Raw genomic sequence first — 12,523 nt, 5'->3', positions numbered from 1 at the left:
AGGATGCGGCGATCGGTGACTACGTCCGCTGGCGCAACCAGCACGCCCGACCGATCCGAGACTTCGCCGTCGGCTCGAAAATCCGCCGCCCGGATTACCTACCCAACGTTGCGTGACGCGGCACTAGCCTGGAATGAGGCTGCAGGGCGACCGGAGGAAGCCATGAGTGACAGGCCCGCACAAGGGAAGTCCATGTTGGGTAAGGGCACGCGCGTGACGGGAAAGTCGCGGGACCGCTTACAGACCCAGCTCAAGAAGCAGTACGAGGCGGGGGCGAGTATCCGTTCGCTGGCGCGGGAAACCGGCCGCTCGTACGGGTTCATCCACAACGTGCTGGTGGAGTCGCATGTGCAGCTCCGCAGCCGTGGTGGCGCCAACCGTCGCAAGGCCACGGTGGGCACGTAATCTCACGCGGTCCCGCACCGAATTCGGTGCTGCCGCAGGAGGATGCGCCGGACGGGGCCGAACGGTCCTGTGGGCGTGGACGTCCGGTTCGTCCGGGTGCCTCACTCCGGGACGACGGCCGCGTCGCCGACGACGAGATAGCTTGCCAGGCTGCGGAAGATGGGCAGTCCCGTCTTGATCTCCAGGTAGGCGAACTGCCCCTGCGGGTTGACCTCGAGGAAGTAGTATTCGCCGTCGATCCCCAGGCGGATGTCCAGCACCCCGAAAACCAGTCCCAGCGCGCCCATCACGGTGGCGATGGACTTGCTGACCGCGGCGGGCAACCGGTCCGGGGTGAAGTCGACCGAGGTGTCCAGGCGCGAATCCACGCGCCCCGCACCGGATTGCGAGTCGATGCGCACGGTCCACTCCACGCCGTCGATCCACACCACCCGCAGATCGCACTCCGCCTCGATGTAGTCCTGGAACGTGGTGGGCGCCGAGCGGATCGTGTCGAGGCGATTCAGATCGGCGGGGGTGACCACGCGGGTCTCGGAGAACTCCGCGCGCCCGGTGCCGGTGCGTTTGAAGACGACCGGCCCCGGCCGCGCCCCGACGAAGCTGCGCGCCTCGTCCGGATCGTTGGTGATGAGCGTCTCGGGGATCGTGAAGCCCGAGCGCCGCGCCGTCTCCAGCTGCACGATCTTGCGGGTGGCGGTGCGGTCGGCGCCGGGATCGTTGACCCATACCGCGGGGATCGACCAGAGCAGCCCCTGCAGGAAGCCGTCGCATTCGGCCTGCCGGTAGTCGTCGTCGGCGGTGCGCATGCCCGCGGGTACCACGGCCTGGTGCGGACGGCGCCACCACACGGCCGCGACGTCGTCCAGGCCGTAGATGTGCGACAGCGAGCGCGCGGTGCCGGCGCGGTCGAGTCGGAAACTGCCGCTCTCGCGCGGGAAGTCGCGCATGTCGAGCCGAATCGGGCTGTTACCGTACTGATTTCGCAGCGTCGCAGCCATCGCGTCGGCATGCAGATCGTCGGCCTCGGTGATGATCAGCACCGACCCTGCCGCGCGGGCCATCGACCGACTCCTCAATCGAGACTGTCGCAGGCCATGGCGTCGAGGCTGCCCGCAAACGAGAGGGTGTGGCTTCGGGTCATCGCGGCGCCGGTGCCGGACAGGTGCAGCGAGCGGGCCCAGCGTTCGGTCTGACGGGCGAGCTGATCGTCGCCGCGCGCGGGAGAATGCTGCTGCGCCAGCGTCATCGGGCGTTCGGTCAGGTCGATTCGCAGCCGCCGGGTGAAGTCCGCGGTGGCGCCGGCGCGCACTCGCACCCGGACCGGGCGGCCGCCCTGGCCGGTGGCCGGATCGGTGCGGGGGATGTCCGCGCCGGGAGCATCCGCTCCGAGCGGGTCGATGTCGAGCACATCGGCGCGATCGAAGGTCCAGGTGCCCTCGGATACGCGCACACTCACCGCACCCGCCGATTCGGCTATAAGATAGCCTGAAAGTAGCGGAGCGGCCTCGCACTGGTCCGGGAGAAATCCGGTGCGTGAGGGCGCGGAGGGACGGACGATCTCGGGCATAGGGCTGGTCTCCGATCTGCTCGCGGTTTGCCACGGAAGCCGAGCGTGACCTGGATCATATCCCGATTGGGACGCCGGCCGGTTGGCAACGAAAGAATTCCGGTGCGCTGGCATCCCGGCAGCAGCGCCACGGAATGCGCTATCGCCGAAAGATTTTCGGTTGAGTGCTCAACTCGGGTTGCGATGCGGCGAATCGCCCGAACCGGTCGGCTTGTTGTCTAGAGCCCCAGCACCTCGGTGGACTCCGAGAGTTCGCGGAACCGCTCGATCGGATTCGGCACGAGCTTGCGAGCCGTCAGATCCATCAGCCCGGTGACGACGGTGAACTCCGCCGAGACGGTGCCGTCCAGCTTGCGGATCTGCTGGTGCATCCAGAACGCCTTGCCGGTGCCCCATTCGAATTCACAGGTGACGGTGACCTCGTCGCCCAGATGCAGCTCCCGCAGATGCTTCACGGTGGATTCCAGGACCACCGGGCCCAGCCCGTGCTGGAACAGCTTGTCCGGGACCAGGCCGGCCGCGCGCAGCGCCTCCCACCGCGCGTGCTCGGCGTACTGGTGGTAGACGGCCTGATTCAGGTGGCCGTTGACGTCGAGTTCGTAGCCGCGGACGGTCACGGGCACAGCGAATGTCATACCTTGGCGAACATGCGGCCAATGCCCGGTATTCCGTATCCGGGGTGGCATCCGTCACGATGGCTGGCGGGTCACCGCTCAGGCCTTGCGCCGCACCGAGGCCTCCACGAGATCCAGTACGGCAGTGAGGTTGTCATTGGCGTGGCCCGAGGCGATGCGAGCGATGAGCCCATCCAGCACCAGGTCCAGATAGCCCAGCAGGACATCGGTCGGCACGTCGTCGCGCAACGCGCCCGCGGCCTTGCGTCGCTCCAGCCGCGCGAGGGTCGCGGCGGTGAGCTCGGCCGAACGCTGGGTCCAGCCCGCCGCGAACTCCGGGTCGGTGCGCAGCCGGCGCGCGATCTCCAGCCGGGTGCCCAGCCAGTTGTACTGCTCCGGATTGGCGAGCATCTCCCGCATCACCTGCACCAGGCCCTGGTTCGCGGCGACCTCGGCCATCCGCTCGGCATCCTCCTGGGCCAGCGCCAAGAACAGCGCGTCCTTGTCCCGGAAGTGATGGAAGATCGCGCCGCGGGACAGGCCGATGGCCTCTTCCAGGCGCCGCACCGTCGCGCCCTCGTAACCGAATTCTGCGAAACAGCGCCGCGCGCCGTCCAGAATCTGGCTGCGCCGGGCGGCGAGGTGGTCATCACTGACCTTGGGCATGGGCTCCTCCAAACCGGGGTGTGGCAAACCCCCGCGCCGCCTGGGCAGCGCGGGGGTTACGACACTAGCGACGAGCGAAGTGCCAAGGCGCCGAAGGGAGTTGTATCCGTCCGGCGCCGTATCGGACGAGTCAGCCGGCGATCATGTTGCGCAGCACGTACTGCAGGATGCCGCCGTTGCGGTAGTAGTCCGCCTCTCCGGGGGTGTCGATGCGCACGACCGCGTCGAAGGTGATCTTGTCCCCGTTTTCCTTGGTGGCGGTCACCTTCAAGGTCTTCGGAGTCGCCCCCTCGTTCAGCTGGGTGATGCCCTCGATGTCGAAGGTCTCGGTGCCGTCCAGCTTCAGCGACGCGGCCGACTCGCCGGCCGGGAACTGCAGCGGGATGACGCCCATGCCGATGAGGTTCGAGCGGTGGATGCGCTCGAACGACTCGGTGATCACAGCCTTGACGCCCAGCAGGCGGGTGCCCTTGGCGGCCCAGTCGCGCGAGGAGCCCGAACCGTACTCCTTGCCGCCCAGCACGACCAGCGGGATGCCCGCGGCCTGGTAGTTCTGCGAGGCGTCGTAGATGAACGCCTGCGGGCCACCGGGCTGGGTGAAGTCGCGGGTGTAACCGCCCGAGACGTCGTCCAGCAGCTGGTTGCGCAGCCGGATGTTGGCGAAGGTGCCGCGGATCATCACCTCGTGGTTACCGCGGCGCGAGCCCAGGGAGTTGTAGTCCTTGCGCTGCACGCCGTGCGAATCCAGGTACTGCGCGGCCGGGGTGCCCGGCTTGATCGGACCCGCGGGGGAGATGTGGTCGGTGGTGACCGAATCGCCGAGCAGCGCCAGCACGCGCGCGCCCGCGATGTCCTCGACCGGGGTCGGCTGCAGCGGCATGCCGTCGAAGTACGGCGCCTTGCGCACGTAGGTCGAGCTCTCGTCCCACGCGAAGGTGTCGCCCTCGGGGGTGTCCAGGCCTTGCCAGCGCGCATCGCCGTCGAAGACGGTGGCGTAGGACTTGGTGAACATGTCCCGGCTGATCGAGGACTTGATGGTGTCGTCGATCTCCTGCGGCGAGGGCCAGATGTCCTTCAGGAAGACGTCGTTGCCGTTGCCGTCCTTGCCCAGGGCGTCGGTCTCGAAGTCGAAGTCCATCGTGCCCGCCAGGGCGTACGCGATGACCAGCGGCGGCGAGGCCAGGTAGTTCATCTTCACATCGGGCGAGATGCGGCCCTCGAAGTTGCGGTTGCCCGAGAGCACCGCGGTGACCGACAGGTCGTTGTCGTTGACGGCCTTGGAGATCTGCTCCGGCAGCGGGCCGGTGTTGCCGATGCAGGTGGTGCAGCCGAAACCACCCACGTAGAAGCCCAGCTTCTCCAGGTACGGCCAGAGGCCGGCCTTCTCGTAGTAGTCGGCGACGACCTGCGAGCCCGGGGCCATGTTGGTCTTCACCCACGGCTTGGAGGCCAGGCCCTTCTCGACCGCGTTGCGGGCCAGCAGCGCCGCGCCGATCATGACCGACGGGTTCGAGGTGTTGGTGCAGGAGGTGATGCCCGCGACCACCACGGCGCCGTGGTCGAGCACGAAGTCACCGCGCTCGGGATCGGAGACCTTGACCGGCTTGGACGGACGCCCGGCATTGCCGTTGGCGGCGGTCGGCACCCGAGTGTCGTCGTTTGCGGTGCCCGAGGCGACCGGGTCGCTGGCCGGGAAAGACTCCTCGATCGCCTCGTCCAGCGCGGTGTGCGGGACGGGGTCGTTGGTGTAGTTGCGGATGTCCCGGCGGAAGGCGGACTTGCTGTCCGACAACAGGATTCGGTCCTGCGGGCGCTTCGGGCCGGCGATGGACGGCACCACGGTGCTCAGGTCCAGCTCCAGGTACTCCGAGTACGCGGGCTCGTTGTCCGCGTCGTGCCACAGGCCCTGCTCCTTGGCGTACGCCTCGACCAGCGCGAGCTGCTCGTCGGTGCGGCCGGTCAGGCGCAGGTAGTTGATGGTCTCCTCGTCGATCGGGAAGATCGCTGCGGTGGAGCCGAATTCGGGGCTCATATTGCCCAGGGTGGCGCGGTTGGCCAGGGGCACCTCGGCCACGCCCTTGCCGTAGAACTCGACGAACTTGCCGACCACGCCGTGCTTGCGCAGCATGTCGGTGACAGTGAGCACCACGTCGGTGGCGGTGACGCCCGGCTTGATCTCGCCGGTGAGCTTGAAGCCGACCACGCGCGGGATCAGCATCGAGACCGGCTGGCCCAGCATGGCCGCCTCGGCCTCGATGCCGCCGACGCCCCAGCCCAGCACGCCCAGCCCGTTGACCATCGTGGTGTGCGAGTCGGTGCCGACGCAGGTGTCCGGGTAGGCCTGGCCGTTGCGGACCATGATGGTGGGGGCCAGGTACTCGATGTTGACCTGGTGCACGATGCCGACGCCCGGCGGGACGACCTTGAAGTCGTCGAACGCGCCCTGGCCCCAGCGCAGGAACTGGTACCGCTCGCCGTTGCGCTGGTACTCGAGGTCGACATTGCGCTCGAGCGCGTCGGCGGTGCCGAAGACGTCGAGGATGACCGAGTGGTCGATGACCATGTCGGCGGGGGAGAGCGGGTTGACCTTGCTCGGGTCGCCGCCGAGGGCGGTGACGGCCTCGCGCATGGTGGCGAGGTCGACGATGCAGGGCACGCCGGTGAAGTCCTGCATGATCACGCGCGCGGGGGTGAACTGGATCTCGGTGTTCGGCTGGGCCGAGGGATCCCAGTTGGCGATCGCGCGGATGTGGTCGGCGGTGATGTTCGCGCCGTCCTCGGTGCGGAGCAGGTTCTCCGCGAGGACCTTGAGGGCGTAGGGGAGTTTCTCGGTGCCGGGCACGGCGGAGAGGCGGAAGATCTCATACGACCGATCTCCGACCTCGAGGGTGCCCTTGGCGCCGAATGTATCGATGGTCGTCATACGTTCAGCTCCACTCGTCGGTGAGGGTGCCACCGGCGGGGCTGTGCCGGTGGCTTCCATTCGAGGAGCACACTAGCTGCGCGTCCTCACGATCCGAACTCTAACAGTACGCTTGTCCTGTGAAATGCACGGGGGCTCTCCGGCGCGGCGTGCCGCCATCCATCATGCCCCGGTCGCGTAGTGTGCACCCAGACCTTTCGGCGTTGCCCAGCGCGTCGATGCGATGACCAGTGTTGGATGCCGGTCGCCCAGGCGGGCGGCCCGACAAGACCGGATGGAAGATGACCGTCACCCTCACAAGGGCATTCACCCCTATGGCCGCGGAGATCCCGCCCAAGGTCGATGTGGACACCGTCATGGTGGATCTGGCGGCCGAGCACGTCTCGGTGCCCGAGGGTAAGTACGACCAGGCGGCTCCGCTGCAGGACATCGTCGCCGACGCACGCGCGCACGGCATTCCGCTGAGCATCGTGGTGGTCGAGGGCAATCCGGCGCGCGAATCCGATCTGCGGGACGTGGCCACCGAGGTCGGCAAGCAGGAGCACGGCACGGTCGTGGTGCTCAGCGACAGCTGGGTGGGCACCTACAGCGATCACTTCACCCGGGCCCGCCTGGAGTGGGCCGAGGACAACGCCAAATACACCAGCGGGCACTCCGCGGTCGCCGCGCGCATCGTCGTGGACCACCTCGAGACGGCTGAGCCGGTGTCCTGGACGGCCATCACCTGCGCGCTGCTCGTGGGCACCGCGGTCGCGTGCGGCGGGTTGTACGTCATCAAGGCGCGGCGTGCGGCGCGCGAACAGGGCTGAGCCCTCCGTCTGAACCGGTGCGCGGCGTAGTGCGCCGCGACATGCCCTCTTGCCGGCCGTGCCATGCGATGCGCGGCCTCGCGGTTCGGGGATGCGGTTTCGGGACCGCGACCCGCCCGAACGCCCGGTCTGTTTTCGCGGGCAAATCCTGTGCCCTATCTGGCTATTGATGGGCAATCGTAAAATTACGCCAATGTGATTCCGTCGTCCTTGTTCTCCCAGGGGCTCGTGTGTCGTACGGTTTTGAATGACACTCTTGGGGAAGAAGTGTCACAAGGGCTTGTAGGTACTGGTGGTGATCAGGGATATCACTGGTTCCTATGAGGCGATGATGCTCGGCCGTCGCCCCAGGGGACAGTCCAGGTGACGCTTCGTTCCCGGGATCCGCGGTGGATTCGAGGGAGGTGGGTGCGCGTGACCGGCACACGGCGAAGGGGGGCATCCCGGATCGCTCTGGGATTGCTGATTAGCGTCGCGACGTTCGTCGTGGCGGTGCCCGTTGCGGGCGCGGTGCCACCGCCCCCGCCCAATCCCAGCGACGGCGACATCGCCGCGGCCGCGGGCCAGGTCGACGACGGAGTCAACGAGGTCGGTGCGCTGATCAACGACGTCGCCTCGGTCGGCCAGCAGATCCAGCAGCTCGACTCCGTCGTCGCAACCAAGCGCGAGGCCGTCAACAAGGCGCTGGTGGACCTGGAGACCGCGCGCGGCGCGGCCGACACCGCCGCGACCGCCGCGACCAGCGCCCAGCACGCGCTCACGGCCTGCGGAACCACGCTTATGCAGGCGCGCAACAACTTCGACAAGTTCGCCATCCAGGCCTACGAGAGCCCCGGCTCGAATTCGATGGTCAGCTACCTGTCCGGCGGCGGGAACCCCAGCCAGGCCCTGGACCGGGCCCAATTGCTCAGTGCCGCCTCGAAATCCGCGGATGACGCACTGAACGGCATCCGGCGCGCCCAGGTTCAGCGGGCGAACGCCGACTCGGCCGCGCGCGCGGCCAAGCAGGCCGCCGACTCCGCCGCCGCGGCCGCCGAGGCGAAGAAGTCCGAGGCCGAGGATGCCGTCGCCACCGCCACGGCCGCGGTGGATGCGGAGACCGCCCAGCGGGATGCCCTGACCCAGCAGCGCGACGTGGCCCAGCAGCGCCTGGACGCCGCGCGGGAGCGGGTGTCCGGACTGCAGGGCGAGCGCGCGGCCTACGAGGCCTGGGATCAGCAGCGCCGCGACGAGGAGATCGCCGCCGCTGCCTCGGCCGCGGCCGCGGCGGTGCGCGCCGCCGCCGACGCCGCGGCCCGCGAACGCGCCCAGGAGCTCAACGACGGCCAGAGCTCCCGGACCGAGCTGGACGATTCCCCGCCGTCGCACCAGTCCATGACCCAGCCGTCCCGCCCGGCGGGCAGCGCGGCCCAGCTGATCGAGATCGTGGTGGACCGCGCGATGTCCCAGCTCGGCGTCACCTATGCCTGGGGCGGCGGCAACGCCGACGGCCCGACCAAGGGCATCCGCGACCACGGCGTCGCCGACCGGTACGGCGACTACAAGAAGGTCGGCTTCGACTGTTCGGGTCTGATGATGTACGCCTTCGCGGGTGCGGGCGTCTCGCTGCCGCATTACAGCGGGTACCAGTATCAGATGGGCAAGCGGGTGCCGGTCGCCCAGCGGCGACGCGGGGACATGCTGTTCTGGGGCCGCGGCGGCAGCGAGCACGTCGCGCTGTATCTGGGCGACGGAAAGATGATCGAGGCCCCCGAATCCGGTGACGTGGTGAAGATTTCGGCGGTGCGGGTGAAGGGCATGATGCCGAATGCGGTGCGGCTGATCGCGTAGGGCAATAAAACTCGCAGCCCGGTTGCGGCATCATTTGCCGGGACCTGGAATAGTTGTGGCAGCACGCACAAAGACCAAGGCGAAAGCGGGGAGTTTGGTGACTTCGACGGATGGTGCAGGCGCAGTGGATTCGGTGACGGATACGCCCGAGCCGGCGCCGAACACCCTCGAGCGCGATGTCCAGACCCTGGAGAAGGCGATCTACGAGGTAAAGCGGGTCATCGTCGGGCAGGACCGGCTGGTCGAGCGGCTGCTCGTCGGCGTGCTCGCCCGTGGTCACGTGCTGCTCGAGGGTGTGCCCGGTATCGCCAAGACGCTCGCCGTGGAGACCTTCGCCAAGGTCGTCGGCGGCTCGTTCTCGCGTGTGCAGTTCACCCCCGACCTGGTGCCCACCGACCTCGTCGGTACCCGCATCTATCGCCAGGGCCGGGAGGAATTCGATACCGAGCTCGGCCCGGTCGTCGCGAATTTCGTGCTCGCGGACGAAATCAACCGCGCGCCCGCCAAGGTGCAGTCCGCGCTCCTCGAGGTGATGGCCGAGCGGCACGTGTCGATCGGCGGCAAGACCTATCCGATGCCGGATCCGTTCCTGGTCATGGCCACCCAGAACCCGATCGAGAGCGAGGGCGTGTACCCGCTGCCCGAGGCACAGCGCGACCGCTTCCTGTTCAAGGTGGTCGTCGACTACCCCTCGCTCGAGGAGGAGCGGGAGATCATCTACCGGATGGGCGTCACCCCGCCGGAGCCCAAGAACGTGCTGCATCCCGAGGAGCTCATCCGCCTGCAGAAGCTGGCGGCGAACACCTTTGTGCACCACGCCCTGGTGGACTATGTGGTCCGGGTCATCGCCGCGACCCGCACGCCCGCCGAATTCGGGCTGAACGACGTCGCGGGATGGGTCGCCTACGGTGCCTCGCCGCGCGCGAGCCTGGGCATCATCGCCGCCGCGCGCGCCGTGGCGCTGATCCGCGGGCGCGATTACGTTGTGCCGCAGGATGTCGTGGAGGTCATCCCGGACGTGCTGCGGCACCGGCTGGTGCTCTCGTACGATGCGCTGGCCGACGAGGTGAGCCCCGACGACGTGATCCGCCGCGTGCTGCAGACGGTCGGACTGCCGCAGGTCGCCGCGCAGGCCAACGCCCCCGCCCCGGCCCAGGGTCCCGCGCCGGCCGTGCCGATGCCGCCGGTCGCGGGCCAGCCCGGGCTCTCGCAGCCGGCCATGCCACAGCCGCCCATGCCGCCGGTGCCGAACGGCCAGAGCGTCGGCCAGTCGCAGCGATAGGGCGTGAGGCTGAAGGATTCGGTTGCGCCAGTGACTATTTCCGCAAACGTCCCCTCGCACGCGCCGCCCTCGTTCGCGGCCGGTGCTCTCACCGATCCGCGTCTGACCGCCGCGCTGCGCACCCTCGAGCTGACGGTGCGCCGCCGGCTCGACGGCGTGCTGCACGGTGATCACCTCGGCCTGATTCCCGGTCCCGGGTCCGAGCCGGGCGATGCTCGGCTCTACCAGCCGGGTGACGATGTGCGCCAGATGGATTGGTCGGTCACCGCCCGTACCACCCATCCGCACGTGCGGCAGATGATCGCCGACCGGGAGCTCGAGACCTGGCTGGTCATCGACCTGTCGGCCAGCCTCGACTTCGGCACCGGGGGGTGCCAGAAGCGCGATCTGGTGGTGGCGGCCTCGGCCGCAGTCACCCATCTGACCAGCGGCGGCGGCAATCGCATCGGCGCCATCGTGGCCACCGGCGAGCAGCTGGTGCGCATACCGGCGCGCAGCGGGCGGGTGCACGCGCAGGCGATGCTGCGCCGCATCGCCACCACCCCGCACGCCTCGGACGGCGTCCGGGGCGATCTGCGCGGCGCGATCGAGTCGCTGCGCCGCCCGCAGCGCAAACGCGGTCTGGCCGTTGTCATTTCGGACTTCCTCGGCGACATCGATTGGCAGCGTTCGCTGCGCGCGATCTCGGGCCGCCACGACCTGCTCGGGGTGGAGGTGCTCGATCCGCTGGATCTGTCGCTGCCCGATGTCGGCGATGTGGTGCTGCACGATCCCGAGACCGGCCACACCCGGGAGTTCTCCGTAACCCCCGCGCTGCGAACCGATTTCGCGCGCGCGGCCCAAGCGCACCGGGAACAGGTGGAGCAGGAGTTGCGCAGCTGCGGCGCTCCGGTGATGGCGCTGCGCACCGACCGGGACTGGATCGCCGACGTCGTCCGGTTCGTGTCCACCCGCCGCCACACGTTCGGCGCCCCGAGCGGGCAGGTGCCCCGGCAGTGAGCGTAGCGAAGCGGAATGAACCCATGAGTCAGCGTGCTCTGCTCACGTCGGAGTCGAGCGCCGGCGAGGCGCAGTGAACGTAGCGAAGCGGAGTGAACCAATGAGCCTGCGCGTGATCCGCACGTCGGAGCCGAGCGCCGGCGAGGCGCAGTGAACGTAGCGAAGCGGAGTGAACCAATGAGCCTGCGTGCGATGCGCACGACGGAGCCGAGCGCCAGCGAGGCGCAGTCGTGAGCGTTTCTCATTTCACCGCGGCCGTATGGCTCGCGTTCCTCATCGTGGTGGCCGCGATCGCGATCCTGTACGCGATCGTGCAACGCCGACGCAAGAAACAGATGCTCCGGTTCTCCAATATGGAGGTGCTGGAGCAGGTGGCGCCGAGGCGGACCAATCCGTTCCGGCACGCGCCGATCGCGCTGATGCTGGTGGGCCTGATCTGCTTCACCATCGCCGCGGCCGGGCCGACCGCCCTGCAGAAGGTGCCGCGAAACCGCGCCACCGTGATGCTCACCATCGACGTGTCGTTGTCGATGGAGGCCACCGACGTGACGCCGAGCCGCATCGCGGTCGCCAAGCAGGCGGCCAAGAAGTTCGTCGACGGGCTCACCAACGGCATCAACGTCGGGCTGGTCACCTTCGCCGGGACAGCCTCGGTGCAGGTGTCGCCGACGACGAACAAGGAAGCGGTCAAGGCCGCGATCGACAACATGAAGCTCGCCGAGCGTACCGCGACCGGCGAGGGCATCTTCGCCTCCCTGCAGGCGATCGACACGTTGGCCTCGGTGCTGGGCGGGGCGTCCTCGCCGCCGCCCGCGCAGATCGTGCTGATGTCCGATGGCAAGCAGACCGTGCCGCAGGACACCGACGTGGACAATCCGCGGCACGGCTTCGTCGCCTCGCGGCTGGCCAAGAGCAAGGGGATCCCGGTCTCGACGATCTCTTTCGGTACCACGTGGGGCTCGGTCGACATCCCCGATACCGACGGCCAAGGCACGCAGCGTGTCCCCGTGCCCGTCGACGACGCCGCGCTGCACAAGATCGCGGACCTGTCGGGGGGATCGTTCTTCACCGCCTCCAGCCTCGGCGAGCTCACCCATGCGTACGACAAGCTGGACGAGCAGATCGGCTACGAGATGAAGTGGGGCGATGCCGGCCGTCCCTGGATGATCCTGGCCGGACTGCTGTTCGCCTGCGGTGTCGTAACGAGTCTGGTTGTGCGCCAGCGGATTCCGTGATCCGATGAGGTAAGACCGATATCGCCGTGCCGGGCCGCCCGTTCGATCTCGACGGGCGGCCCGCCGGCATTGTGGCCCGCCGCACCGATGCCGGGCGGGGGTCCCGGCATCCCCGGACGGCGGCCGTTCGTGCCGGCCGGGACGTGGAGGCCGACACCAACGGCCCCGAAGTAGGCGGACTGGGCCAGACCCG

Annotated in this window: 11 protein-coding genes; 6 read left to right on the top strand and 5 right to left on the bottom strand. The window is 68.5% G+C overall.

The features are described 5' to 3' along the window. The first annotated feature begins 162 nt into the window (after positions 1 to 162). Positions 163 to 405, top strand: coding sequence for a helix-turn-helix domain-containing protein (locus KO481_RS25420; protein WP_215920346.1), 243 nt, complete (start codon positions 163 to 165; stop codon positions 403 to 405). A gap of 101 nt (positions 406 to 506) precedes the next feature. On the opposite strand, the gene KO481_RS25415 is transcribed toward KO481_RS25420, so the two are convergent. The 5 genes from KO481_RS25415 to KO481_RS25395 form a co-directional block, all read right to left on the bottom strand. Further along, the gene (locus KO481_RS25415) at positions 507 to 1,466 is read right to left on the bottom strand and encodes an MvdC/MvdD family ATP grasp protein (RefSeq protein ID WP_215920344.1); all 960 of its coding nucleotides are present in this window, start codon (positions 1,464 to 1,466) and stop codon (positions 507 to 509) included. A gap of 11 nt (positions 1,467 to 1,477) precedes the next feature. Continuing rightward, the gene (locus KO481_RS25410; protein WP_245401449.1) at positions 1,478 to 1,861 is read right to left on the bottom strand and encodes a hypothetical protein; all 384 of its coding nucleotides are present in this window, start codon (positions 1,859 to 1,861) and stop codon (positions 1,478 to 1,480) included. Positions 1,862 to 2,190: 329 nt separating this feature from the next. After that, on the bottom strand, positions 2,191 to 2,595 hold the full coding sequence (locus tag KO481_RS25405; RefSeq protein WP_308166778.1) for an acyl-CoA thioesterase: 405 nt from the start codon (positions 2,593 to 2,595) through the stop codon (positions 2,191 to 2,193). Positions 2,596 to 2,685: 90 nt separating this feature from the next. After that, a complete protein-coding gene (locus KO481_RS25400) occupies positions 2,686 to 3,252 on the bottom strand; it encodes a TetR/AcrR family transcriptional regulator (protein ID WP_215920340.1) in 567 nt (188 codons plus the stop codon). A 130-nt stretch (positions 3,253 to 3,382) separates the two neighbouring features. Beyond that, positions 3,383 to 6,175, bottom strand: coding sequence for an aconitate hydratase (locus KO481_RS25395; RefSeq protein WP_215920338.1), 2,793 nt, complete (start codon positions 6,173 to 6,175; stop codon positions 3,383 to 3,385). A 281-nt stretch (positions 6,176 to 6,456) separates the two neighbouring features. Between KO481_RS25395 and KO481_RS25390 the strand changes: the two genes are divergently transcribed. The 5 genes from KO481_RS25390 to KO481_RS25370 all read left to right on the top strand — a co-directional run bounded on the left by KO481_RS25390 (position 6,457) and on the right by KO481_RS25370 (position 12,330). Continuing rightward, positions 6,457 to 6,984, top strand: coding sequence for an Rv1476 family membrane protein (locus KO481_RS25390; protein WP_215920336.1), 528 nt, complete (start codon positions 6,457 to 6,459; stop codon positions 6,982 to 6,984). A gap of 408 nt (positions 6,985 to 7,392) precedes the next feature. Continuing rightward, entirely contained in the window at positions 7,393 to 8,814 is a 1,422-nt protein-coding gene (locus KO481_RS25385) for an NlpC/P60 family protein (RefSeq protein ID WP_215920334.1), read from the top strand. Between the two features lie 124 nt (positions 8,815 to 8,938). After that, the gene (locus KO481_RS25380) at positions 8,939 to 10,096 is read left to right on the top strand and encodes an AAA family ATPase (RefSeq protein ID WP_308166776.1); all 1,158 of its coding nucleotides are present in this window, start codon (positions 8,939 to 8,941) and stop codon (positions 10,094 to 10,096) included. A gap of 30 nt (positions 10,097 to 10,126) precedes the next feature. Then, positions 10,127 to 11,095 carry a DUF58 domain-containing protein gene (locus tag KO481_RS25375; protein WP_215920333.1) on the top strand — a complete coding sequence of 323 codons (969 nt, stop codon included), beginning with the start codon at positions 10,127 to 10,129 and terminating at the stop codon, positions 11,093 to 11,095. Between the two features lie 230 nt (positions 11,096 to 11,325). Next, positions 11,326 to 12,330 (top strand): VWA domain-containing protein, encoded by a 1,005-nt coding sequence (locus KO481_RS25370; protein WP_215920329.1) that lies wholly within the window; start codon positions 11,326 to 11,328, stop codon positions 12,328 to 12,330. Positions 12,331 to 12,523 lie beyond the last annotated feature (193 nt).

Origin of the sequence: Nocardia albiluteola (assembly GCF_018860155.1) — a bacterium.
Taxonomy (GTDB): Bacteria; Actinomycetota; Actinomycetes; order Mycobacteriales; family Mycobacteriaceae; genus Nocardia; species Nocardia albiluteola.
This window is presented reverse-complemented; position numbering and strand designations above follow the sequence as displayed.

Bases quoted from the DNA above. Each gene is read 5' to 3' on its own strand.
- KO481_RS25420 (WP_215920346.1), top strand. From the start codon at position 163: ATGAGTGACAGGCCCGCACAAGGGAAGTCCATGTTGGGTAAGGGCACG.
- KO481_RS25390 (WP_215920336.1), top strand. From the start codon at position 6,457: ATGACCGTCACCCTCACAAGGGCATTCACCCCTATGGCCGCGGAGATC.
- KO481_RS25415 (WP_215920344.1), bottom strand. From the start codon at position 1,466: ATGGCCCGCGCGGCAGGGTCGGTGCTGATCATCACCGAGGCCGACGAT.
- KO481_RS25400 (WP_215920340.1), bottom strand. From the start codon at position 3,252: ATGCCCAAGGTCAGTGATGACCACCTCGCCGCCCGGCGCAGCCAGATT.
- KO481_RS25395 (WP_215920338.1), bottom strand. From the start codon at position 6,175: ATGACGACCATCGATACATTCGGCGCCAAGGGCACCCTCGAGGTCGGA.